This window comes from Bradyrhizobium sp. USDA 4473 (genome assembly GCF_054063335.1).
The window spans coordinates 2,509,534-2,534,104 of the sequence record NZ_JBSSGE010000001.1 but is presented as its reverse complement, the minus strand read 5'-3'; the positions used below and the strand labels follow the sequence as shown (position 1 = coordinate 2,534,104).

General features: G+C 64.9%; 20 protein-coding genes and 1 pseudogene. 13 read left to right on the top strand and 8 right to left on the bottom strand.

The features are described from left to right. From ACVW17_RS11805 to ACVW17_RS11795, 3 genes are all read right to left on the bottom strand, one after another. Positions 1 to 1,887 carry an extracellular solute-binding protein gene (locus ACVW17_RS11805; protein ID WP_456752049.1) on the bottom strand — a complete coding sequence of 629 codons (1,887 nt, stop codon included), beginning with the start codon at positions 1,885 to 1,887 and terminating at the stop codon, positions 1 to 3. 12 nt (positions 1,888 to 1,899) lie between these two features. After that, positions 1,900 to 3,798 (bottom strand): extracellular solute-binding protein, encoded by a 1,899-nt coding sequence (locus ACVW17_RS11800; RefSeq protein WP_456752048.1) that lies wholly within the window; start codon positions 3,796 to 3,798, stop codon positions 1,900 to 1,902. Positions 3,799 to 4,021: 223 nt separating this feature from the next. Then, the gene (locus ACVW17_RS11795; RefSeq protein ID WP_456752047.1) at positions 4,022 to 4,570 is read right to left on the bottom strand and encodes a c-type cytochrome; all 549 of its coding nucleotides are present in this window, start codon (positions 4,568 to 4,570) and stop codon (positions 4,022 to 4,024) included. 199 nt (positions 4,571 to 4,769) lie between these two features. On the opposite strand from ACVW17_RS11795, the gene ACVW17_RS11790 reads away from it, so the two are divergent. Together ACVW17_RS11790 and ACVW17_RS11785 are read left to right on the top strand one after the other, a co-directional pair. Beyond that, the gene (locus ACVW17_RS11790; RefSeq protein WP_456752046.1) at positions 4,770 to 5,510 is read left to right on the top strand and encodes a 3-deoxy-manno-octulosonate cytidylyltransferase; all 741 of its coding nucleotides are present in this window, start codon (positions 4,770 to 4,772) and stop codon (positions 5,508 to 5,510) included. Positions 5,511 to 5,543: 33 nt separating this feature from the next. Further along, positions 5,544 to 6,404, top strand: a complete 861-nt coding sequence (locus ACVW17_RS11785) for a prephenate dehydratase (protein WP_456752045.1) — start codon at positions 5,544 to 5,546, stop codon at positions 6,402 to 6,404. 88 nt (positions 6,405 to 6,492) lie between these two features. Here the strand turns inward: ACVW17_RS11785 and ACVW17_RS11780 are convergent, their stop codons facing one another. Further along, complete coding sequence (locus tag ACVW17_RS11780; protein ID WP_456752044.1) at positions 6,493 to 7,512, bottom strand: LLM class flavin-dependent oxidoreductase; 1,020 nt, start codon at positions 7,510 to 7,512, stop codon at positions 6,493 to 6,495. Positions 7,513 to 7,903: 391 nt separating this feature from the next. On the opposite strand from ACVW17_RS11780, the gene metF reads away from it, so the two are divergent. The 3 genes and pseudogenes from metF (at position 7,904) to maiA (ending at position 13,482) form a co-directional block, all read left to right on the top strand. After that, a complete protein-coding gene (gene metF, locus ACVW17_RS11775; protein WP_456752043.1) occupies positions 7,904 to 8,818 on the top strand; it encodes a methylenetetrahydrofolate reductase [NAD(P)H] in 915 nt (304 codons plus the stop codon). A 3-nt stretch (positions 8,819 to 8,821) separates the two neighbouring features. After that, positions 8,822 to 12,677 (top strand): annotated as a pseudogene (gene metH, locus ACVW17_RS11770) (methionine synthase). 139 nt (positions 12,678 to 12,816) lie between these two features. Beyond that, positions 12,817 to 13,482 (top strand): maleylacetoacetate isomerase, encoded by a 666-nt coding sequence (gene maiA, locus ACVW17_RS11765; protein WP_456752041.1) that lies wholly within the window; start codon positions 12,817 to 12,819, stop codon positions 13,480 to 13,482. A 300-nt stretch (positions 13,483 to 13,782) separates the two neighbouring features. Here maiA and ACVW17_RS11760 read toward each other — a convergent pair whose 3' ends face one another. The 3 genes from ACVW17_RS11760 to ACVW17_RS11750 form a co-directional block, all read right to left on the bottom strand. Beyond that, a complete protein-coding gene (locus ACVW17_RS11760) occupies positions 13,783 to 14,862 on the bottom strand; it encodes a Cj0069 family protein (protein ID WP_456752040.1) in 1,080 nt (359 codons plus the stop codon). Positions 14,863 to 14,984: 122 nt separating this feature from the next. Then, the gene (locus tag ACVW17_RS11755) at positions 14,985 to 16,052 is read right to left on the bottom strand and encodes a nickel/cobalt efflux transporter (protein WP_456752039.1); all 1,068 of its coding nucleotides are present in this window, start codon (positions 16,050 to 16,052) and stop codon (positions 14,985 to 14,987) included. 22 nt (positions 16,053 to 16,074) lie between these two features. Continuing rightward, positions 16,075 to 16,353 carry a metal/formaldehyde-sensitive transcriptional repressor gene (locus tag ACVW17_RS11750; RefSeq protein WP_456752038.1) on the bottom strand — a complete coding sequence of 93 codons (279 nt, stop codon included), beginning with the start codon at positions 16,351 to 16,353 and terminating at the stop codon, positions 16,075 to 16,077. 254 nt (positions 16,354 to 16,607) lie between these two features. Between ACVW17_RS11750 and ACVW17_RS11745 the strand changes: the two genes are divergently transcribed. The 7 genes from ACVW17_RS11745 (at position 16,608) to ACVW17_RS11715 (ending at position 22,384) form a co-directional block, all read left to right on the top strand. Next, positions 16,608 to 17,426, top strand: a complete 819-nt coding sequence (locus ACVW17_RS11745; RefSeq protein ID WP_456752037.1) for a chromate resistance protein ChrB domain-containing protein — start codon at positions 16,608 to 16,610, stop codon at positions 17,424 to 17,426. Continuing rightward, entirely contained in the window at positions 17,423 to 18,814 is a 1,392-nt protein-coding gene (gene chrA, locus ACVW17_RS11740) for a chromate efflux transporter (RefSeq protein WP_456752036.1), read from the top strand. The genes ACVW17_RS11745 and chrA overlap by 4 nt, the downstream gene beginning before the upstream one ends. A gap of 58 nt (positions 18,815 to 18,872) precedes the next feature. After that, positions 18,873 to 19,106 carry a hypothetical protein gene (locus ACVW17_RS11735; RefSeq protein WP_456797144.1) on the top strand — a complete coding sequence of 78 codons (234 nt, stop codon included), beginning with the start codon at positions 18,873 to 18,875 and terminating at the stop codon, positions 19,104 to 19,106. Between the two features lie 50 nt (positions 19,107 to 19,156). After that, a complete protein-coding gene (locus tag ACVW17_RS11730) occupies positions 19,157 to 19,489 on the top strand; it encodes a hypothetical protein (RefSeq protein WP_456797143.1) in 333 nt (110 codons plus the stop codon). Positions 19,490 to 19,535: 46 nt separating this feature from the next. Then, positions 19,536 to 20,480 carry a DUF1259 domain-containing protein gene (locus ACVW17_RS11725; RefSeq protein WP_456797142.1) on the top strand — a complete coding sequence of 315 codons (945 nt, stop codon included), beginning with the start codon at positions 19,536 to 19,538 and terminating at the stop codon, positions 20,478 to 20,480. An 88-nt stretch (positions 20,481 to 20,568) separates the two neighbouring features. After that, positions 20,569 to 21,543, top strand: a complete 975-nt coding sequence (locus tag ACVW17_RS11720; RefSeq protein WP_456797141.1) for a magnesium transporter CorA family protein — start codon at positions 20,569 to 20,571, stop codon at positions 21,541 to 21,543. Positions 21,544 to 21,667: 124 nt separating this feature from the next. Continuing rightward, positions 21,668 to 22,384 carry a dihydrofolate reductase family protein gene (locus tag ACVW17_RS11715; RefSeq protein ID WP_456752031.1) on the top strand — a complete coding sequence of 239 codons (717 nt, stop codon included), beginning with the start codon at positions 21,668 to 21,670 and terminating at the stop codon, positions 22,382 to 22,384. A 6-nt stretch (positions 22,385 to 22,390) separates the two neighbouring features. Here the strand turns inward: ACVW17_RS11715 and ACVW17_RS11710 are convergent, their stop codons facing one another. Beyond that, positions 22,391 to 23,128 carry a TetR/AcrR family transcriptional regulator gene (locus ACVW17_RS11710; protein ID WP_456752030.1) on the bottom strand — a complete coding sequence of 246 codons (738 nt, stop codon included), beginning with the start codon at positions 23,126 to 23,128 and terminating at the stop codon, positions 22,391 to 22,393. Between the two features lie 204 nt (positions 23,129 to 23,332). On the opposite strand from ACVW17_RS11710, the gene ACVW17_RS11705 reads away from it, so the two are divergent. Beyond that, positions 23,333 to 24,571: an efflux RND transporter periplasmic adaptor subunit gene (locus ACVW17_RS11705; protein ID WP_456797140.1), complete on the top strand. Its 1,239-nt coding sequence runs from the start codon at positions 23,333 to 23,335 to the stop codon at positions 24,569 to 24,571.

The following is a 24,571-nucleotide window of genomic DNA, read 5'->3' as shown; positions in this document are numbered from 1 at the left end:
CTACTTCGCCTGCTCGAGCTTCGCGGCCTTGGCCGCGTCATACCACCACAGGATACGCTCCCCCATGCTCGATGAGTAGTTGTCGATCTGATAGCGCGGCAGGGTCTTGGGATGATCGAAGACATCCCAATAGGCGACCCGATGCTTGTTGGAGTACCATTGCGGCACCCAGTAGCGGCCGGCGCGGAACACGCGATCGAACGCGCGGCAGGCGGTCGTCAGTTCGGCGCGGCTGTCCGCGGCGATGATCTTCTCGACCAGCGCATCGATCACCGGGCTCTCGATCCCGGCAAGATTGTAGGAGCCCTTGGTCTTGGCCGCCTGCGACGTGAAGAACGGCCGCATGCTGTCGCCGGGCGTCGCCGACGTGCTGAAGCGCTCCATCGTCATGTCGAAGTCGAAATCTTCGACCCGGGCCCGATACTGCACGGGGTCGACGAGGCGGAACGTCGCGTCGATGCCGAGCGTGGAGAGATTCTTGATGTAGGGCCCGTGATGCGGCTGCAGAGAGGACTCGTCGTTGAGGAATTCGATGGTGAAGGGCTCGCCGTTGGGCCGCACGCGCTTGCCGTCCTTGACCACATAGCCGGCCTCGGTGAGGAGCTGGCCGGCCTTGCGCAACAGCGCGCGATCCTGCCCCGAGCCGTCGGACGCCGGCGGCACGAAGGGCGCGCCGAACACCTCGTCGGGCACCTGGCCGCGAAACGGCTCGAGCAGCGCGAGCTCCTCCGGAGAGGGCGATCCGTTTGCCATCAGGTCCGAATTCTGGAACGGCGAGACGGTGCGCGCATAGGCGCCGTACATGATGGTCTTGTTGGTCCACTCGAAGTCGAAGGCGTAGATCAGCGCCTCGCGCACGCGCGGGTCCTTGAACTTGTCGCGGCGCATGTTGATGAACCAGCCCTGCGCGCCGGACGGCGTGTCGTCGGGGATCAGCTCCTGCTTGACGCGGCCTTCCTTGAGCGCGGGGAAATCGTAGCGCGTCGCCCAGACGCGCGCGGTGAGCTCCTCGCGGAACAGATAGTTCTTCGCGGTAAAGCCCTCAAAGGCGACATCGCGGTCGCGATAATATTCGTAGCGCACGGTGTCGTAATTATACAGGCCGCGGCTCACCGGCAGATCGGCGCCCCACCAATCCTTGACCCGATCATATTCGATGTAGCGGTTGACCTCGAATTTGCCGACCTTGTACGGCCCCGAGCCGAGCGGCGTATCGAGGGTCGATTCCTCGAACGCCCGCGTCGCATAATAGGCCTTCGAGAAGATCGGCAGGCTCGCGACGAACAGCGGCACGTCGCGCGCGCGCTTCTCCGTGAAGGTGACGAGCACCGTCGCATCATCGAGCGCGTCCGCCTTCACCATGTCGCGGAGCTGCACCACCACCAGCGGGTGCCCCTTGTCCTTGAGGATGTTCAGCGAAAAGGCGACGTCCTGCGTGGTCAGCTTGGAGCCGTCGTGGAAGCGCGCCTCAGGCCGCAACGTGAAGCGATATTCGCGTTTATCCGGCGAAATCCGCACCGACTTCGCCACCAGGCCGTAGACGGCATCCGGCTCGTCGGCCGCGCGCGCCATCAGCGTGGCAAAGGTCAGGTCCGCGCCCTGCGCGCCCTCGCCCTTCAGGATGAAGGCGTTGAGCGAGCTGAACGTGAAATACGACTGGTTGTTGGTGCGCACGGTCGGCACCATCGAGAACAACCCGCCTTTCGGCGCCTTCGCATTGACGAAGTCGAACTGCTGGAAATCCGCCGGGTATTTCAGGTCGCCGAACACCGACATGCCGTGCATCTCGGCGCCGTCTTCGGCTGCGGCAGGTACGGCACGCCATGCCGCTGCGCTCACCGCACCGATGCCGAGACCAAGTGCATGCCGGCGGGTCAATAGCGCCATGCGCGTTTCCTTCTAAGAGCGCTTGATCTTGGCAGCCTTGTCGGCGTCGTACCACCACAGGCTCGGAAAGCCCGCCACGCCGTATTTCGGCAGCGGATCGGGGCGACTGAAACGGTCCCAGCGGGCGGCGCGTTCGAAGCCGGCGGCGAATTGCGGGACCAGATAGCAATTCCAAAGCAGGACTCGGTCCAGCGCCTTGCAGCTCGCGACCAGGTCGGCGCGGTCCTTGGCGAAGATGATGCGCTCGATCAGGGCATCGACCGCCGGATTCTTGATCCCGGGGCGATTGCGCGAGCCCGGCCGGTCGGCCGAGTCCGATCCGAAGAAGTCGCGCTGCTCGTTGCCCGGCGACAGCGACTGTCCCCATACCGCGGTCGTGATATCGAAGTCGAAACTGCGGATGCGGTTCTGGTACTGCACGCTGTCGACCGTGCGGATCGACACCGTGATGCCGAGCCGCTCGAGATAGGGCTTGTAGAACAGCACGCCACGCTCGTCGCCCGGGTCGCCGCACAGGAATTCGACGCTGACCGGCTTGCCCGAGGGATCGATCAGCTTGCGATCGCGATTCTCGAAGCCCGCTTCCTTGAGCAGGCGCGCGGCTTCACGCAGATTGGCGCGCGCCGCCTCCTCGGTGCCGCCAACCGGATTCTTGTATGGCGTCGTGAACAGCTCGGCAGGCACCTTGTCGCGCAGCGGTTCGAGGATCTGCAGCTCGGCACCTTCCGGGATGCCGGTCGCCATGAACTCGGGAATCCCGTCGAAATAGCTGTTGTCGCGATGGTAGTCGCCGTTCGAGAGCAGCCGGTCCGAGGTCTCCCAGTCATAGGCGAGGTTGAAGGCGCGGCGGACCCTGATGTCGGTGAACAGCGGACGGCGCAGATTGAACGCGTAGCCCTGCATCCGTCCCGAGCTCGAATTGGTGAACTTCTCCTTCAGCACGCGCTTGTCGGCCACCGCCGGGAAATCATAGGCGGTCGACCATTGCTTGCCGCTGCGTTCGGCGAACCAGTCGAGCTGGTCCGCCTTGAAGGCTTCGCGCCCGACCGTATCGTCGCGGAAGAATTCGAACCGCATCTGCTCGAAATTGTTCTGCCCGACATTGACCGGGAGGTCCTTGCCCCAATAGTCGGCGACGCGCTCCAGCGTGACCGAACGACTGGCAATGAATTCCTTGATTCGATAGGGCCCGGACCCCAGCGGAATCTCCAGCGTCGTCGCAGTGATGTCGCGCTTGTTGCCCTGCGCATCGTTTGCTTCCCACCAATGCCTGGGCAGCACCGGCACTTCGCCCGCGATGCTTGGAAGCTCGCGATTTCCGGGCGCGTCGAACGTGAATTTGACATCGCGTTCGCCGGTCTTTTCGCATTTGACGATATGCCGATAATACGCGTTGTACATCGGGCTGTTGGTCTTGAAGGCATCGAAAGAGAAGATCACGTCCTCGGGCGTCACCGGCTTGCCGTCGTGCCAGCGTGCCGCCGCGCGCAGCCGATAGATCACGTAGGAAAAATCATCGGGATAGGCGGCCGTCTCCGCCAGCAACCCATAGGCGGTCGAAGGCTCGTCCAGCGATCGTGTGGTCAGGGTTTCGATGATCTGCGTCGCAGCGCCGGCAAGCGAGCCCTTCACGCCCTGGATGACGAGATTGAAATTGTCGAACGTGCCGAGCTCGAACAGCCGAATCACGCCGGCTTTCGGCGCCTCCGGATTGACGTAGTCGTAACGCTTGAAGTCGGCGGGATATTTGACATCGCCGAACGTCGAGAGCGCGTGACGCCATTTCAGCCCGCCGGGGGCGTCCTCCGCGTGGGCCCCTGATATGACCGATGCGGCGGGGGCAAGACCAAGCGCCGGAGCCATCGCGGCGTAGGCGCTACCTTGGAGAAGATGTCGTCGGGTGATCGCCAATGCAGAATTCCTGTTGCTGTGCACGCCTCGCTAGATGGGACTCAATATAAGGCAACGGTTCGACAAATTACGTTGCTTTTTCCTCATGATAGCCGTTGGGGAACAATTCCGCTGCGGCCAAACGCCACGATAACAAGCCCGCGACCGCCAAACGGTTTCCCACATACGAAAACGGCCAGGCATTGCCTGGCCGTCAATCTGCATATGATCGCAGGACAAATCGTTACTTCGAAGCGGTCGGGAGCGGAGCCGGGTGCTCCGAGTTCGAATTCAGATAGGCGATGATGTCGGCGCGCTCGCTGTCCTTCGGAACGCCGGCGAAGCCCATCGCGGTGCCCGGGATGAAGCCCTTGGGATTGGCCAGGAACTTGTTGAGGTCGTCGAAGGTCCAGGTGCCGCCCTTGCTCTTCATCGCGGCCGAGAAGTTGAAGCCGCGGCCTTCGCCGCGGGGCTCGTTGACGATACCGTAGAGGTTCGGACCGACGCGGTTGGGGCCGCCCTTCTCGAAGGTGTGGCAGGCCTGGCACTTCTTGGCGGCCGCGGCGCCCTTCTCGGCGGAGGCGGTCTGCAGCAGCTTCTCGATCGGCTCCGACTGCGCGGCTGCGGCCTCGCCGCCACCGCCATGGGTCTCTTCCTTCACCGCGATCTCAAAACCCGGCTTCTCCGGCATCTTGGCCGAAAACACCGATCCGGCGGTAAAGCTCATCACCAGGACGACGATGCAGGTGCCGAGAACCGCACCGAGGATTTTGTTGAGTTCGAAGGAGTCCATTTCGGTCAGGCTCCGGGCCTTGAATGTCGACTTCAGGCCGGGAATACGGCCGCGGGGAAAGACCCGGGAATCGACCTTTCGTGCCTCCCCCAGGCAGGGTTGAGATATCGGTTTGCCCGCGCTCTGGCAACCCGTATAAACGCGCCGAATTCAACCTCCTCCCCGGCAATTTCCGCAAGCCGGACGGGCCCCGAACCGAATGACCGATCCCCGTACCTTGGTGCTGATTCCGGCCCGCATGGCCGCCACCCGACTGCCCGGAAAACCGCTGCTCGACATCGCAGGCCAGCCGATGATCGTCCATGTGCTGCGGCGGGCCGAGGCGGCCGGGATCGGCCGGGTCGCGGTCGCAACCGACACGGCCGAGATCGCAACCGCGGTGCGGGCGGCGGGCGGCGAGGTGGTGATGACCCGCTCCGACCATCCCTCCGGCTCAGACCGGATCCATGAAGCGATGATGACCCTCGACCCGGGCGGCCGTACCGAGATCGTGGTCAATCTGCAGGGCGATTTCCCGACCATCACGCCGGAGACCATCCGCAGCGTGATGCCGGCGCTCGACGACGCCGCCGTGGATATCTCGACCCTGGCCTCGCGGATTCACAGCGAGGAGGAGGACCGGGCGTCCAGCGTGGTCAAGGCGGTCGGGTCCCCGATCGGCGCCAACCGGTTGCGCGCGCTGTATTTCACCCGCGCCACCGCGCCCCACGGCGACGGGCCGCGCTACCACCATATCGGCCTCTATGCCTATCGCCGCGCCGCGCTGGAGCGGTTCGTCAAGTTGCCGCCCTCGCCGCTGGAGCTGCAGGAGAAACTCGAGCAGCTGCGCGCGCTGGAGGCCGGGATGCGGATCGACGTCACCATCGTCGACAGCGTCCCACGCGGAGTCGACACCGCGGCCGACCTCGAAACCGCCCGCAGAATACTTTCCAAGGCCTGAGCGGGTGCTAAAAGGCCCCGCAGGAAAGAACCGATGACAAAGAAGCTGAAAATCGCGTTCCAGGGCGAGCCTGGCGCCAATTCCCATATCGCGATCGTCGAGGCCTATCCCGACGCCGAGCCCATGCCGTGCCCGACCTTCGAGGACGCGCTGGCCGCGATCTCGTCGGGCGAGGCCGATCTCGGCATGATCCCGATCGAGAATTCGGTCGCCGGCCGCGTCGCCGACATCCATCATCTGCTGCCGGCGTCGGGCCTGTTCATCGTCGGTGAATGGTTCTTGCCGATCCGCCACCAGCTGATGGCGCTCAAGGGCGTCAAGCTCGCCGACATCAAGAGCGTGGAAAGCCATGTCCAGGCGCTCGGCCAGTGCCGGCGCACCATCCGCAAGCTCGGCATCAAGCCGATCGTCGCCGGCGACACCGCCGGCAGCGCCCGCGATGTCTCCGAACGCGGCGACCGCACCGTGGCGGCGATCGCCTCGCGCCTTGCCGCTAATATCTATGGCCTCGAGATTCTCGCCGAGGATATCGAGGACGAGGCCCACAACACCACCCGCTTCGTGGTGCTGGCGCGCGAGGCCAAATGGGCCGCGCAGGGTTCGGGGCCGCTGGTCACCAGTTTTGTGTTCCGGGTGCGCAATCTGCCCGCCGCGCTCTACAAGGCGCTGGGCGGCTTTGCCACCAACGGTGTCAACATGACCAAGCTCGAAAGCTACATGGTCGACGGCAATTTCTTCGCCACGCAATTCTATGCCGATGTCGACGGTCATCCGGATGACCGCGGACTCGCCTTCGCACTGGAGGAACTGAAATTCTTCTCGCGCGAATTCCGCATCCTCGGCGTCTATCCCGGCAACCCGTTCCGCGCGACCTTCAGCGAAACGCAGGACTGACGCCGTCATTCCGGGGCGATGCCTAGCATCGAACCCGGAATCTCGAGATTCCGGGTCTGGTCCTGCGGACCATCCCGGAATGACGGCCTCATGCGGCGCCCCTCTTCACAAGCCCGAATGCCTCCGCAAGCAGGCTGTAGGACCTCTTCCGCGCCGCGTGGTCATACACCGCGGTGATCACCATCAGCTCGTCCGCCTGGGTCGCCGCGATCAGCGGCTCGAGCTTCGCCATCACGGTTGCCGGGCTGCCGACGAACAGCCGGGCGCGATTGCGTGCGATCGAGGCGCGCTCAGCGTCGGTGTAGGGATAGGCCTCGGCTTCCTCGATGCTCGGCAGCGGCAGATATTGGCCGCGGTCGCGGCGCAGCCGGTTGAGATCCATCGATAGCGCCAGCCGCTCGGCATCCGCATCGGTCTCCGCCGTCACCACGGCGACCGCGAGGATCGATTGCGGCGTCGCCCGCCAGCCGGACGGCTTGAAATGCGCGCGATAATTGGTCATCGCCGCGATCGCATCGTACGTGGCGAAATGATGCGCGAACGCGAACCCCATCCCGACCTGGGCGGCGAGCTCGGCGGAATAGTCGCTCGAGCCGAGCAGCCAGATCGGCGGCAGCGGCGAATCATCCGGCATCGCCACCACATTGGTGTAGGGATGGCCGGCCGGAAAATCGCGCGTCTCCCACAAGGTCAATTCGTGCAATCGTTCGAGGAAATCGTCGCCCTCGCGGCGATCGAGCCGGCTGCGCAGCGCATAGGCGGTGGCACCATCGGTGCCGGGCGCGCGGCCGAGGCCGAGGTCGATGCGGCCGGGAAACAGCGCCTCCAGCATCTTGAAGCGCTCGGCGACGACAAGCGGCGCATGGTTGGGCAGCATCACGCCGCCGGAGCCGACGCGAATATGCTGCGTCACCGCCGCGATCTGCCCGATCATCACATCGGGCGCCGGGCTCGCGACCGAGGCGAGGTTGTGGTGCTCGGCGAGCCAATAGCGGACATAGCCGAGAGCATCGACATGGCGCGCCAGATCGATGCTGTTGCGGAGCGCCGCGGCGGGCTTGGTGCCGGTGGTAACGACGGAGAGGTCGAGGACGGACAGCGGGATCATGGCCGACAACCTAGTGTGAGGTCAGGAGGCGACAAAGTCCCCGGCCGCGCAGAGCAGTCCCGCACCCGAGGGCCGGAAGAGGCTGCAGCAGTGCATTGGGACAAGATAAGACGATTCGTTGACATACTCCGTTGCCCACATTCCATTCTAGCGGCGCGCATATCGCCGGCACAGGACTTAATCCATATAAATCAATATGCTATCTATCTGATTTGGCTGACGGCTCGTCGCCCACCACACGTGCCCCTTAGCCATTTTTTCTCATTTCCTTGCCAACAATGGGCAATTTCCCATATCGAATGGGCTGTTTCAGCCCACCGGTTTCGCTTATCTTGGGGCCTCCATATCCAGGCCGGATGTCTGCCCTCCAGTTGCGGAGCCCTTGCGTATCATGACCGAGACCATTTCCTCCGTGCCGAACGGCCAGCGCGCCCCGAGGGCGCCGAAAATCTCCTTCGAGTTCTTCCCGCCGAAGACCGAGGAGATGGAGCGCAATCTGTGGGAGACCATCAATCGCCTTGCGCCGCTGACGCCGAACTTCGTCTCGGTCACCTACGGCGCCGGCGGCTCGACCCGCGAGCGCACCCATTCGACCATCAGCCGCATCCTGCGCGAGACCGATCTGCTGCCGGCCGCGCATCTGACCTGCGTGAGCGCCTCGCGCAGCGAGATCGACGAGATCGTCGACCGCTACCATGAGGTCGGCGTCCGCCACATCGTGGCGCTCCGCGGCGATCCGCCCGGCGGCATCGGCACGCCCTACTTCACCCATCCCGACGGCTACCAGAGCTCGGCCGAGCTCGTCGCCGGGATCAAGCGCCGCCACGCCGACATCGAGATCTCGGTGTCCGCCTATCCGGAGAAGCATCCGGAAGCCGCCGATTTCGACGCCGACATCGACACGCTGAGGGCCAAGGTCGACGCCGGTGCGACGCGCGCGATCACCCAGGTGTTCTTCGACAACGACCTTTATCATCGCTACGTCGACCGGGTGCGGGCACGCGGCATCGAGATTCCGATCGTGCCGGGCATCATGCCGATGCACAATTTCAAGCAGGCGCGCAATTTCGTCACCCGCGCCGGCACCAGCGTGCCGGACTGGCTCGCCGAGAAGTTCGAAGGCCTCGACCACGACGCCGAGACCCGCAAGCTGGTCGCGGCCACCGTTGCCGCCGGCCAGGTGCAGAAGCTGTTCAAGCACGGCGTCGACACCTTCCACTTCTACACCATGAACCGCGCGGACCTCGTGTTCGCGATCAGCCACCTGCTCGGCATCCGGCCGAACGGTGCCCAGAAAGCTGCCTGATCCATGACCATTCCTGTTTCTGCGAAGCGAACCGCTTTGCTCGCGGCTGCCCGCGAGCGCATCCTGGTGCTCGACGGCGCCATGGGCACGATGATCCAGGGCCTGCAATTCGACGAGGCCGCCTTCCGCGGCGCGCGCTTTGCGGAATTCCATCGCGACATCAAGGGCAACAACGATCTCCTGATCCTGACCCAGCCCGAGGCGATCACCGACATCCACGCCGCTTATCTGCGCGCCGGCGCCGACATCGTTGCGACCAACACCTTCTCCTCGACCTCGATCGCGCAGGCCGACTACGACATGTCGGACCTCGCCTATGAGATGAACCTGCAAGGCGCTCGCCTCGCGCGCATCGCAGCGGAGCGGGTCAGCGCCGAGGACGGCAAGCCGCGCTTCGTCGCCGGCGCGCTCGGCCCGACCAACCGCACCGCCTCGATCTCGCCCGACGTCTCCAATCCCGGCTATCGCGCGGTGACCTTCGACGATCTGCGCAGGGCCTATGGCGAACAGGCCAAGGGCCTGCTCGACGGCGGCGCCGACCTGCTGCTGGTCGAGACCATCTTCGACACGCTGAACGCCAAGGCTGCGCTGTATGCGATCGCCGAGATCATCGAGGAGCGCGTCATCGACGTGCCGGTGATGGTTTCCGGCACCATCACCGACAAGTCCGGCCGCCTGCTCTCCGGCCAACTGCCGGAAGCGTTCTGGCATTCGGTTCGGCACGCCAGGCCGATCACCATCGGCTTCAACTGCGCGCTCGGCGCAGAAGATTTGCGCGCGCATATCGCCGATATCGGCCGCGTCGCCGACACGCTGGTGTGCGCCTATCCGAACGCCGGCCTGCCCAACGAATTCGGCCAGTATGACGAGACGCCGGACTACATGGCGCGGTTGATCGGCGAGTTCGCCGCCGCCGGCCTCGTCAACATTGTCGGCGGCTGCTGCGGCACCACGCCCGACCATATCGCGGCGATCGCCAGGGCCGTCGCCCCGCACAAACCGCGCGTGGTGCCCGAGATCGAGCGGCGGCTCAAGCTGTCCGGCCTCGAGCCGTTCACGCTGACCGATGCGATCCCGTTCGTGAATGTCGGCGAGCGCACCAACGTCACCGGCTCGGCCCGCTTCCGCAAGCTGATCACCGCGGGCGACTATACCGCGGCGCTTCAGGTCGCGCGCGACCAGGTCGAGAACGGCGCCCAGGTGATCGACGTCAACATGGACGAGGGCCTCCTGGACTCCGAGAGCGCGATGGTGACGTTCCTCAACCTCGTCGCCGCCGAGCCCGACATCGCGCGCGTGCCCGTGATGGTCGATTCCTCGAAATTCCACGTCATCGAGGCCGGCCTGAAGTGCATCCAGGGCAAGCCGATCGTGAACTCGATCTCGCTGAAGGAAGGCGAGGAGAAGTTCATCCACGAGGCGACGGTGGCCAAGCGCCACGGTGCGGCCGTGGTGGTGATGGCGTTCGACGAGACCGGCCAGGCCGACACGTTCAAGCGCAAGACCGAGATCAGCAAGCGCGCCTACGACATTCTGGTCGGCCGGCTCGACTTCCCGCCCGAGGACATCATCTTCGATCCGAACATCTTCGCGATCGCGACCGGCCTTGAGGAGCACAACAATTACGGCGTCGACTTCATCGAGGCGACACGCTGGATCCGGCAGAACCTGCCCGGCGCCCACATCTCCGGCGGCGTCTCCAACCTGTCGTTCTCGTTCCGCGGCAACGAGCCGGTGCGCGAGGCGATGCACTCGGTGTTCCTGTATCACGCGATCCATGCCGGCATGGACATGGGTATCGTCAATGCCGGGCAGATGATCGTCTATGACGACATCGACCCCGAACTGCGCCAGACCTGCGAGGACGTGATCCTCAACCGCGATCCCGGTGCGTCGGAACGGCTGCTGGCGCTTGCCGAGAAATTCCGCGGCAAGGAGAAGCAGACCAAGGAGCAGGATCTCGCCTGGCGCGAATGGCCGGTCGAGAAGCGGCTGTCCCACGCCCTGGTGCACGGCATCACCGAATTCATCGAGCAGGACACCGAAGCGGCCCGCCAGAACGCCTCCCGTCCGCTCGACGTCATCGAGGGGCCGCTGATGGCCGGCATGAACGTGGTCGGCGACCTCTTCGGCGACGGCAAGATGTTCCTGCCGCAGGTCGTGAAGTCGGCGCGCGTGATGAAGCAGGCGGTCGCCTATCTAATGCCGTTCATGGAGGAGGAGAAGGCGCGCAACCTCGCCAATGGCATCACCGGGCGGCCGCAACGCCGCAGGCAAGATCGTGCTCGCGACCGTCAAGGGCGACGTCCACGACATCGGCAAGAACATCGTCGGCATCGTGCTCCAGTGCAACAATTTCGAGGTCATCGACCTCGGTGTCATGGTGCCCGCCAACAAGATCATCGAGACCGCCAAGGCCGAAGGCGCCGACATCATCGGCCTGTCCGGCCTGATCACGCCCTCGCTCGACGAGATGAGCTTCCTCGCCGGCGAACTGGAACGGCAGGGTATGAACGTGCCGCTCTTGATCGGCGGCGCGACGACGAGCCGCGTGCATACCGCCGTGAAGATCGACCCGAACTATCCGGGCGGCCCGGTCGTGCATGTCAATGATGCCAGCCGCGCGGTCGGCGTCGCCTCCTCGCTGCTGTCGGCCGAGAAGAAGCAGGCCTACGCCGCCGAGGTGCGCGCGGAATACGCGAAGATCTCGTCGGCGCATTTCCGCTCCCAGGCCGACAAGAAGCGGCTGAAGCTCGCTGAAGCGCGCGCCAACAAGGTTGCGATCGACTTCGCCGCCGCACCGCCGAAGCAGCCGGCCTTCTTCGGCCTGAAGAGCTTTGACACCTACGATCTCGCCGAGCTCGCGGACTACATCGACTGGACGCCGTTCTTCCAGACCTGGGAGCTGACCGGCCGCTTCCCGGCGATCCTCGACGATCCCAAGGTCGGCGAGGTCGCGCGCTCGCTCTATGCCGACGCGCGCAAGATGCTCGACAAGATCATCGCGGAGAAGTGGTTCACCGCGCGCGCCACCATTGGCTTCTGGCCGGCGAATGCGGTCGGCGACGATGTCGAGGTCTATGCCGACGAGACGCGGAAGCAAAAGATCGCGACCTTCCACACGCTGCGCCAACAGCTCGAGAAGCGCGAGGGCCGCTTCAACGCCGCGCTGTCCGACTTCGTCGCGCCAAAGGACACCGGCGTGCCCGACTATATCGGCGGCTTCGTCGTCACCGCGGGGATCGGCGAGGATGCGGTCGCCGACCGCTTCAAGAACGCCAATGACGACTACTCCTCGATCCTGTGCAAGGCGCTGGCCGATCGTCTGGCCGAGGCCTTTGCCGAGCGCATGCACCAGCGTGTGCGCAAGGAGTTCTGGGGCTATGCGCCGGACGAGACGTTCTCGGCCGACGAACTGATCCTCGAGAAGTATGACGGCATCCGCCCGGCGCCCGGCTATCCGGCGCAACCCGACCACACCGAGAAGCGGACGCTGTTCGCGCTGCTCGACGCGGAGAATACCGCCGGCGTGAAGCTGACCGAGAGCTTTGCGATGTGGCCGGGCTCGTCGGTCTCGGGCCTATATTTCTCGCATCCCGAGAGCTTCTATTTCGGCGTCGGCAAGATCGAGCGCGACCAGGTCGAGGACTATGCCGCGCGCAAGGCCATGACGGTCGCCGAGGTCGAGCGCTGGCTGGCGCCTGTCTTGAACTACATCCCCTCGCAGGACGGCGCCAAGGGCCAGCCGATCGCACCCGCCGCAACGCCAGCCAACGACGCCGAGCTGGCCTCGCATCCGCAGGGCTGCACCTGTGCCGTGCATCTGGCCTGGCGCAAGAAGAAGGTCGGCGCGGGCTAGGCATCGACGATGGCGTAGCCCGGATGCAGCGAAGCGCAATCCGGGATAGACTGCGACGGAACGACGACCGGTCCTGGATTTTCGCTTGCGCTTCATCCGGGCTACGAGCCGCCTCGTTGAGGGCAGAGAGAAATTCCCGATGCAGTTCTTCTCCTTCTGGCGATCGCTGGCGAGCTTTCGGGTGCGGATTGCGCTCAACCTCAAGGGCGTGCCGGCCGACATCGTGTTCGTCGACATCGATGCCGACGCGCACCGCGCCGACGCCTATCGCAAGATCAATCCGCAGATGGCGCTGCCGGCGCTGGTGACCGACGACGGCGCCGTGCTGTTCCAGTCGCTCGCGATCATCGACTATCTCGACGAGACTTTTCCGACCCCGCCGCTGCTGCCGTCCGATCCGCGCGGCCGCGCCCGGGTGCGCGGACTTGCGCTGATCGTCGCCTGCGAAGGCCATCCGCTGCTGACCCCGCGGGTGCGCCGCTATCTCGACCGCGAGCTCGACCTGCGCGACAGCCAGCAATCTGCCTGGCGGCGGCACTGGACGGTCGAGACGCTGGCGGCGCTCGAAGGCCACCTCGCCGGCCACAAGGCGACCGGCCGGTTCTGCCACGGCGACACGCCGACCGTCGCCGATATCTGCCTGGTCGGCCATGTCACCGCGGCGATCAACCAGCAGATCAGCCTGTCGCCCTGGCCGACCGTAAAACGCATCCACGACACCGCGATGGCGCTGCCGGCGTTCGCCACGGCACATCCGTCAGCGCAGCCCGATACGCCGGAGGCGATGCAGGTGAAGGCGACGTAAGGAATCTCCCCATCGCCGTCCTGGCGAAAGCCATAAAAGCCCCGTTCGGTGATGAACGGGATAGTGGCCCCAGCGTCGGGTCACAATTGAGATTTGGGGTAATGGGCTTTCGCCAGGACGACGATGAGGATCGATCTCGATTCGAGATGTCAAACACGCGGTGTCATCACCCGCGAAAGCGGATGATCCAGTATTCCAGAGACAGCAGTACCTGAACCGAGACGCCGCGGCGTACTGGATCGCCCGGTCGAGCCGGGCGATGACAGTTGAGGATTAAAGACATCGCTTCGCAGCGTGCTGCTATCGCCCGGCTTCGCTCTCCATCGTCCTGCGAAACCGCTCCCGCACTGTCCGTGCAATCGCGGCCGGTGCCTCGTCGGGAATCGCGAAGCACGAGCTGGCGTTGATTTCGCAGAGCACGTAAGTGTCGGCACCATCAGCATCGCGCGGGCCGTAGAGGAAATCCGCATCCCAGATCACCGGCAGCGATGCTTCATCGATCGTCAGCGTCGCCATCATTTGCGGAATCCATTCGTCCTCCATCAAGCGCCGCAATGCCTGGAATTGCGCGGCATCAGGACCGTCCATGATGCGCGGCCCGGGCTGGGCTTGCGGTGAATCAGGGCCTTCCGGAGGCGGCGGGATCAACGCCTTGATCAATTGATGCCCGAAGCCCGCGACCTTCGATCCGCTGACATAGCAGCGGATCATGCCTTCGGGCAGGCGCGGTTGGAACGGCTGGTCGATGATGCAGCCGCCCCAGCCGAAATACTGATCGCAGCGCGCCATGAACGCCTCCAGCGGCAGCTGCTCAGGCTGGCTGCCGCGCAGCGCATGCAGCACGCGAACGGTCGCATCCGCATCCGGCGAAGCCTCCACTTTCCAGACGCCCTGCCCGCCATTGCCACGGTTCTGCTTGAGCACACGCGGCCCGGACGTGCGAAGCCGCGACGGGAATTCGGCACGGAAGACGTCCGCGCTGGCGTATCGATGCGTGTCGGCGCCCCAGCCCAGATGACGCGTGCGATAAAGCACGTCCTTGACGCCCATCTTCAGGATGACATCGGGATGCGCGCTGACCCATGGGCGTTTCGCTGCGACCTCGCGCAGCAGCGGATCGAGGGCCGCGCGCGTCTTGCCCTGATGGATCGGATCGACCCAGACGAGGACGCCGTCCATGGTCAGCAATTGGTCGCGGACGAGATCGGCGAAGGTCTCGTCATAGACGACGGGAATCGCCTCGATACCGGAGGCGGCAAGCGCCTCGAAGACACGGACGAAGCGGCTGTTCTGCGGCGTCGCCTCGCGGCGCGTCACGGCATCGCCACGCCACAGGATCGCGATTCTGGAACGAGGAGATGTGTGCTGTTCGGTGTCCATATGGAAGCTCCACGACGGTTGAAGTCGCGCAGAGCTTGGACCGAAGTCTCACGGGGAGTCTGCCTGGTCCCCTCAAGGGCGACTCTAGACCACTTCGCGCCGGTTTCAAGATCGACGTGAGATCACGCCATGACCCCATGCACCCCCAGCCATCCCGTGTAGAGGCCGACCAGCACGATCAGCGCGGCCGACACGTAGGGTGCGCGCCGTGCGAAGCGGCCGAAGCCGCCCCAATGACGCTCGACATGACGGAGACTGAGCGCGGCCGCAATCCCGACCGAGACCATGGTCAGCGCAAGCCCGATGCCGAAGCAGAGCACCAGCACGAAGCCGAGGCTGAACTGCTTCAGTTGAAGACAGAGCAGCAACACGGTGATCGCCGCCGGACAGGGAATCAGCCCGCCGGTCAGGCCGAACAGGATGATCTGCCATGTCGTGACGGTGCGTCCGGCAAAGCGCTTGCGTATGTCAGCGGCATGCGCGAGGGCATGCGCATCGGCTCCGTCCTCTCCGAGGTCCATGTGCGCATGGTCATGCTCCTTGAACAGGACTTCCGCCGTCTCCGCCCGCACCGAGATGCGCGCCTTGAATTCATGCGGCTCCGGAATCTCATCGATGCTTTCGAGATAGTCGCCCTGGCCGGCGAAGCGAAAACACTGCTCGCTGCCGTCGGGGCGGATCGTCATGACACTGACCTCGCCGGCCGCCGGCAGCGTGCCGGCCTCGCTGCGCAGCCGCCAGCGCGGCGGCACGCCGTTCTCGAAGACCTCGAGCGACAGCGATTGTCCGGCCAGGATCAATGGGCGGGTTTCGTCGTGATGGTGGTGATGATCGTGATCGGCAGTCTGCTCTCGCCAGGTCCGCCACGCCATCCAGGCGGCGATCGCGATGATGATCGCAGCCGACACCAGTTGCAGCCAGGCTTCGCTGCGCTCGCCGGACCATTGCTGGCCGAAATGCAACCCGGCGAGCGCGACGATCCAGACGATCGCGGTATGCGAGATCGTCGCCGCCAGGCCGAGCAGCACCGCCTGCACCACCGTGCCGCGGATCGCGATGATGAAGGCCGCCATCATCGTCTTGGAGTGGCCGGGCTCAAGCCCGTGCAGCGCGCCGAGCAGGATCGCGCTGGGGATGAACAGCCATGCATGCGCGCTGCTTTGCTGCAGCAGCTGGGACAGATCGGCCATTTGCTTCACTTCAGGCTGGGCGTCACTTCAAATAGGTACGAACCACGTCGATCAGGTCGGCAGCGCCCTGCGCCTTCTCGGGATCCTTTTCCAGGGCAGGGTCCACCACGTGATGGCGGATGTGATCTTCGAGCAATTCCGCGGTGAGCCCGTTGATGGCGCCGCGTACCGAGGCCACCAGCATCAATACGTCGGCACAGCCGATCTCGGACTCCAGCGCCCGCTCGACGGCCTCGAGCTGCCCCTTGATGCGGCGAACCCGGCCGACGAGCTTGGACTTGTGCTTGATCGTGTGCGACATCAAAATAATATAGGGGGGTACCCTATATTAGTCAACATTGTTGTCGACCGACGCGGCGGCATGCGTGACGCAGCAGCGGATATTTGAGCGCCGACATGTTCCTGTCGCAAACGGTGAAATCTTGGTGATGCGTTGATCCAGCAGAGCTGGTTGACAGCAACCGGCATTGGTCTTCTATTGATGGCACGGGGATGTGCGATCTCCCCGCGAGGCGACATGCCCAAGAATCGCGTCCTGTTCACCAAGGGCGCAGCATGTCATCTTACACATCGATCTCATCCGAAAAATTGTCTCGTCTCATCGGCACCACCAGGGCACCGGTGCTCGTCGACGTTCGCCTCGATGAGGATTTCGCCGCCGACCCGCGCCTGATCCCGGGCGCCATTCGGCACTCCCATCTCGACGTCCAGGATTGGGCGTCCGGCCTCAGTGGCCAATCCGTTGTCGTCGTCTGCCAGAAGGGGCAGAAGCTTGCCGAAGGCACCGCTGCCTGGCTCCGCTGCGGCAACATTGCTGCCGAGATTCTCGAGGGCGGCCATCTCGGCTGGCGACAGGCGGAACTCCCAACCGTTCCCGCCAACAGGATTCCGAAACGCGACGGGCGCGGCCGCACCGTCTGGGTGACGCGGTCGCGGCCGAAGATCGATCGCATCGCCTGTCCATGGCTGATCCGCCGCTTTGTCGATCCGGCGGCCGTGTTCCTGTTCGTCACATCAGCGGAAGTCGAGGCCGTCGCCGAACGATTCGAGGCCACGCCGTTCGACATCGAGAACGTGTTCTGGAGCCATCGCGGCGAGCGTTGCACCTTCGACGTGATGGTCGAGGAGTTCGGCCTGTCGACGCCGGCGCTGGAGCGGCTCGCGACAATGGTGCGGGCCGCCGACACTGCGCGGCTTGATCTCTCGCCGGAGGCGCCCGGCCTGCTCGCGGCCTCGCTCGGCTTGTCGCGCATGTTCGACGACGACCTCGAACAGTTGAGCGCCGGCATGCTGCTCTACGACGCGTTCTATCGCTGGTGCCGCGACGCGACCAGGGAGACGCACAATTGGCCGACCAGCAAGGTGAAGCCATGACGGACGTCGCAACGACACCGAAGGCGCACGGACAAGAGCACGCGCACGGCATCTCGTTCAACGACGCGCTGCTGGTCTGGATGCGGGTCGCTATCCTGAGCTTTGGCGGACCGGCAGGCCAGATCGCGGTGATGCATCGCATCTTGGTCGAGGAGAAGAACTGGATATCGGAGGGGCGTTTCCTGCACGCCCTCAACTACTGCATGCTGCTGCCGGGGCCGGAGGCGCAGCAGCTGGCGACCTATATCGGCTGGCTGCTGCATCGGACGCTCGGCGGCATCGTTTCCGGCGGGCTGTTCATCCTGCCCGGCATCTTCGCCATCATGGGCCTCAGCTATATCTATGCGGCCTATGGCAATGTCGGGTTTGTCGAGGCGCTGTTCTTCGGCCTGAAGGCCGCCGTGCTTGCCATCGTCATCCAGGCGGTGGTGCGGGTCGGCAAACGCGCGCTGCGCAACCGGGTGATGATCGCGCTCGCGGCGATCGCCTTTGTCGCGATCTTTTTCTTCGCCGTGCCGTTTCCGCTGATCATCGGCGCCGCGGCCCTCACCGGGCTAATCGGCGCCCGGCTGGGCCGGCCGGAATTTGCGGCCATCGAACATGGCGGCAAGAGCTCGGCTGCCATCGACAGCATGCTCGGCGAGGCGGTGCCGGATCATGTCCGTCCCAACGCATCGCGCACGCTGCGGGTCGGCGCCGTCTGGCTCGCGCTCTGGCTGGTTCCGGTGTTCGCCCTGCTGATCGTCCTGGGACCGGGCGACGTGTTCACGCAGATCGCGATCTTCTTCAGCAAGATGGCGATGGTGACGTTCGGCGGCGCCTATGCCGTGCTCGCGTATGTCGCGCAACAGGGCGCGGAATACTATCACTGGGTCAGCCCGCGCGAGATGCTTGATGGCCTCGGCATGGCCGAGACCACGCCCGGCCCGCTGATCATGGTGGTGCAGTTCGTGGGCTTCATGGCCGCGTTCCGCGAGGCAAGCGGGCTGTCGCCGATGCTGGCTGCCACGCTTGGCGGACTGCTCGCGACGTGGGTGACGTTCACGCCGTGCTTCCTGTGGATATTCGTCGGCGCGCCCTACATCGAGGCGCTGCGCGGCAACAAGGCGCTGGCGGGCGCGTTGTCGGCGATCACCGCCGCCGTGGTCGGCGTGATCCTCAACCTGTCGATCTGGTTCGCGCTGCATACGCTGTTTCGGCAAACCGTCCCGGTGCACGAGTTCGGCCTATCGTTCGACGCGCCGGTGCCGGCGAGCATCGACTGGCCGGCGCTTGCGCTGGCGGCGGCGGCGGCGATCGCGATATTCCGCTTCAATGTGGGGATGCTCAGCGTCCTTGCCGCGTCCTGCGTCACGGGCGTGCTGCTGCGGCTGGCAGACATCATCTGAGCCGGGCAGCGCGCGTCACAAGCACCTGGGGCAGTACAACACAACCAGGAGACCAGACATGCAGAAGCAGAAGCTCTCTCACCTGATCCTTGCGCTCGCGATCGCGGGCACCGTCATGCCCGCACACGCCCTGACCCAGGACGAACTGGTCGCGAAACTCCAGGCCGCCGGCTACGCCAATGTCAGCGACGTCAGGTCGACGGCCGAAGGCCTGACGGCGAAAGCGATGAAGAACGGCAAGCCCGTGCGGCTGGTGATCGACAGCAGCGGCCAGGTCAAAGAGCAGAACTAGACCCCATCTCCGCGCGGCACACATCAAGACCCAAGCAATGGAGTGAAATCATGAGGACAACAACTGCGGTCCTGTGCCTCGCCGTCCTCTGGACAGGTGCAGCGCTTGCGGCACCAGCCGACGACAGTGAGCAACAGCAAGCGGCCGTCGCATTGCAGTCGGCGATGATGCTTCCGTCGGCAACCGAGACGCTGCGAGGCATCGTCGACAGCGTCGACGAACGCAACGACACGCTGCTGATTCGCGTGTCTACGGACAAGACCGAAACGTTCAAGGTTCAGGACGGCCTGATCTTCAATGCCGTCCGCTTCGGCGATCCCGTCGAGATCTCGGTGCAGACCATCGCGGGATTCCGAACCATCGTCGGGCTCTCGAAGGAATAGAGCGGGCAGCCTGAAGCAACAAATGCGGGTTCAAAGGAGTAATCTAATGCGAAACACAATCTCCGCGCTGATCGGCGTCAGCGCCTGCGTGTTTGCCTCCAGCGGAAGCGCGCAAAAGATCGATTGGCAGATATTCACCGAGCCGTTCGTCTCCTCGGCGCATGCCCAAGGCATCGACTGGCAGAAGGTCGATGACACCCTGGGCAGGAAGCCGGCCGTCTCGGGCGACGTTCATCGCTACGGCTTTCCGCGGACCGACCTCACGGTGACGCTCAACGGCGTCACCATCAAGCCGGCGCTGGCGCTCGGCGGATGGGTCGCCTTCAAGCCCATGCATGACGGCGTCATGGCGATGGGCGACCTTGTGCTGCTCGAATCCGAGATCAATCCCGTCATGCTGAAGATGATCGGCAACGGCCTGCAGATCACGGCCGTGCACAATCATTTGCTCGGCGCGAGCCCGGCCACCTTCTACATGCATGTCGCCGGCCACGGCGATCCGGTGAAGATCGCCGGCGCGATCCGGGATGCGCTCGCCGAAAGCAAGACGCCGCTCACGGCCGCGGCGCCGGCAACACCGCCACCGGCCGTCGATCTCGACACCGCGCAGCTCGACCAGATCATCGGCGCCAAGGGTCAGACCAATGGTGGCGTCTATCAGTTCAACGTGGCCCGGCGCGATCCGGTCACCGAAGGAGGCATGCCGTTGGCGCCGGTCGGCCCGATGGGCGTTGCGATCGCCATCAACTTCCAGCCGACCGGCGGCAGCAAGGCGGCGATCACTGGCGATTTCGTGCTGACCAACGACGAGGTGAACCCGGTGATCACAGCGCTGCGAACCCACGGCATCGAGGTCACCGCACTGCACAGCCACATGCTGGATGAACAGCCGCGCCTGTTCTTTATGCATTTCTGGGCCAATGACGACGCCATCAAGCTTGCCAAGGGCCTGCGCGCCGCGCTCGACAAGACGGCAAGCACAAGGAGCTGAAGGCGGGCAGGCCCCGGCTCATGCATGGAACCGGCTTGCGACCCTCGTTATTGTCGTGGCCGCAAGTCCCCATGCATGGAGCCGGTAAGTGCTGAAACTGTACAGGTCGGTGAGCTCTGATTGGCAGGGCATCGGCGCCGAATTGCCGCCCGACATCATCTGGATCGATCTGCTCGATCCCACCGCGGATGAAAAGCAGTTCGTCGAGCGCATGCTCGACATTCGCATCCCCACCGAGGAATCATTGGGCCAGATCGAGGCGTCCAGCCGTCTTGTGACCGATCATGACCGGCTCTATCTGAGCTCGCCGGCGGTGCGGCTCGACCAGAACAACGAGGCCGAGATCACCAATATCGGCTTCGTGATCGGCCCCAAGGTGCTGGTCACGGTTCGCTTTGCGCCGCTCGCCACCTTCGACGAGGTGATGAAGCGGATCGACACCGACAAAAGCCTGCAGAACGGCATGTGCGTGTTCACCGCGCTGCTCGAGGCCATGATCGATCGCGGCGCCGACGTGCTGGAGCAGCTTGGCGCGAAGACCGACCGACTGTCGCGCGCCGTGTTCAAGGGCGGACTGGTGCGGAGCAAGCGGCCGGTGCGCTCCAGCCGCCGGCTACGCGAGGCGCTGGAGAATATCGGCGAGTTAGCTGATCGCCTGGCCAAGGCGCGCGACGTGCTGCTCGGGGTCGGCCGGATCGCGAGTTTCGCCGACGATGTCGGCAACGAATGGATCACCGCGGCATCGAAGCGGCGGCTCGAGGCAGTCTCCAAGGATGTCGCGTCGCTGGGTGACTACGAGACCAGGCTGTCGGACAAGATCCAACTGCTGCTGGACGCCGTGCTCGGCTTCATCAACATCCAGCAGAACGACCTGTTCAAGATCCTGACCATCGTCTCCGTGGTCGGCGTTCCCCCGACCATCCTGGTCGGGGTCTGGGGCATGAATTTCAAGGTGATGCCGGAGCTCGGCTGGACCTTCGGTTATCCGCTGGCCTGCGCCGCGATCATCGCCAGTGGCATCCTGCCGGTGCTCTGGTTCAAGCGGCGCGGCTGGTTCGACTAGTGGACAAGCGAAGTTGAAACACCGCTGCACTATCGGCGTTGAGAAGGCGCCTGCGGCGCTCTAGATCAGGACGTCCTCTGCCCGCGCCCGCGGCGCTGTCATCCCCCAACGAAGAGTTCTGCCTATGCGACCCCACATCATCTGCCACATGGGCACGTCGATCGACGGCCGGCTTCATCCCAGCCGCTTCACCAAGGCCGCCGCCGGCATCCCGGCCGACGTGCTGCGCTCCCATTACGAACGAATCCATGATGGCTTCAATGCCGACGGCTGGATCATCGGCCGCGTCACCATGAACGAGATGGCCAAGGGATCGGAGCGGCACATCGCCAACCCGCCGAAGCTGCCGCGCGGGCCACATCTTGCCAACCGCGCCGGCCGCAAGCTTGCCATCGGCATCGATCCGTCGGGCCGGGTGCATTTCGGCAAGGACAATGTCGGCGGCGACCATGCGGTCGCGGTGCTCGGCGAGCAGGTTTCCGACGCGCATCTGGCCGAGCTGCGCGAGGACGGCGCGTCCTACATCTTTGCCGGCCCGAGGGGCGACGACCTGCCGGGCGCGATGGCGCAATGTGCCGCGCTGTTCGGCGCCAAGACGCTGCTGCTCGAAGGCGGCGGCGGCATCAATGGCGCCTTCCTGAAGCACGGGCTGATCGACGAATTCAGCACGCTGATTCATCCGGCGGTCGACGGCGTCGCCGGATCGCAATGCATCGTCGACTATCACGGTCCAGACGGCGACCGGCCGGGCGCCGGGCAGTCACTGCGGCTGACGCATTGCGAGACGCTGGAAGGCGGCATGGTCTGGCTGCGTCACGCCGTGGAGCGCGCGCCGGGCTGAACGCTGCTATTGCTTGGGATTCTCCACCCAGCCGCTTCTGCATCCGGCAACGAAGAACGCGACGCCGCGCGCGACATGCTCGTCGATCTCGGGGTCGAGTGCTTTCAGGTCGACTTCGTACAGAGCCCGCATCAGCATCGGCACCGCGATGATGTCGAGGAACAGGCGCGCCGTGGTCGGCAGCTGCTCCGGCGCGAAGGCCGGCAACTTGCCGAGCTCGTCGGATTGCGTCAGGTCGCGCAGCAGGTGAATTCCGAGCTCGGTGGCGAGCGCGCGCGCCCTGCGATTGACGGTGGCGGCGAGATCCGGGAAGCGATGCGCCTCCGCGATAGCAAGCCGCATCAGGCCGATCCGGTCGGCGTCGAGCCCCCAATGCAGCAGGGTCGAGGCGACGCTGGTGAGGCGCTCCTCCACCGTCACGCCAAGCGGCGCGTCCGCCTTGAACTCCGCGATACGTGACAGGATGTCCCGCGTCACCACCTCGGTGAACAGCGCCCGCTTGTCCTGGAAGCGCGCATAGATCGTGCGCTTGCCGGAGCGCGCGACGTCCGCGATCTCATCGATGCTGGCGCCTTCGAAGCCACGCTGCAGGAAGACCTTGCGCGCCGCATCGAGGATACGCGCATCGACCTCGCCGGCGAGCTCCTTCGGCGGCCGGCCAGCACGGACCTCGACCGGCCTCGCCTTCCTCGCCGCCACTTTCGTGTTGGGCGCCCGCGGCATCTTCAGTGTGCTGGTGGTCATCGCCTTGACCCGGGTTCCATGAGCCGGTTCGGCCGGCAACATCAGGCAATATAGGCCCATCACATCTAGTTGTAAATAGAACGGCACAGTTCCGTTTCCATTGACGTTGCACTGCAGCGGGACTAAATGCCGCACAGAACGGAACGGTATCGTTCCCTTCTGCGAAGGCCGTGCAGACCTCGCTCAACTGCAGGAGCAGCCATCATGTTCGAAGACACTGTGTTGGAGCGCGACCAACAGGGGCACCAAGGTATCGAGGGCGCGCCCTCCCGCGAGCCCGACAGTTCAGAGTTGACCGCGCGGGCTCCCGCGCAGGAGCGCCCGGTGGCGAAGGAGCCCGCCCCGCCGGCAACGATCCCGCCGGAGGCCGCGCCGAAGAAGCGCGGCTTCCTGCGCCGCCGTCCGGTCGTCTCCGCTGTTGGCGCCGTGCTGCTCGCCGCCACGCTCGGCGGCGGCTATCTCTACATGGACTACACCGAGCATTTCGAATCCACCGATGATGCTTTCATCGCGGCGCGGCAGTCCGCGCTGGCGCCGAAGATCTCCGGCTACATCACCGCGGTTCCAGTCACCGACAACCAGCACGTCGCGGCCGGCGACGTGATCGCGCGGCTCGACGACCGCGACTATCGCGTGGCACTGGCGCAGGCCGAGGCACAGGTCGCCGCCGCGCAGGCCAGCATCGAGAATGTCGATGCGCAGCTCGACGTGCAGCAGGCGCAGATCGCGGCCAACCAGGCCCAGGTGGATCAGGCGCAGGCGGCGCTGACCTTCGCGCAACAGCAGGCGACGCGCTACCAGCACCTGGAGCAGACCGGTTACGGTACGGTACAGAATTCCGAGCAGTACACCTCGCAACTGCATCAGCAGCAGGCGTCCCTCTTGAGCGCGCAGGCGACGCTGAACCTCGCACAGCGCCAGGTGGAATCGCTGAAGGCGCAGCGCAAGAGCGCGGTCGCCAACCTCGCCCAGGCCGAGGCGCAGCGCGACCAGGCGAAGCTCAATCTGTCCTACACCACGGTGACCGCGGCGCAGCCGGGCCGCGTCGTCAACCTGTCGGCGGCCGTCGGCCAGTTCGCGCAGGCCGGCACCAACCTGACGATGTTCGTGCCCGACCAGACCTGGGTCACCGCGAACTTCAAAGAGATCCAGCTCGACAAGATGCGCCCGGGCGAGAACGTGACGCTGAAGATCGACGCCTATCCCGGCCGCGCCATCCAGGGCCATGTCGAGAGCGTGCAGCCGGGCTCCGGCACCGCGTTCTCGCTGCTGCCGGCGCAGAACGCCACCGGCAACTACGTCAAGATCGTGCAGCGCGTGCCGGTCAAGATCGTGATGGACAACCCGCCGACCGACGTCGCGCTCGGCCCGGGCATGTCCGTGGTGCCGACGGTGCGGATCAATTCATCGCCGTCGCTGCTCGAGCGGCTTGGCAAGCTCTGA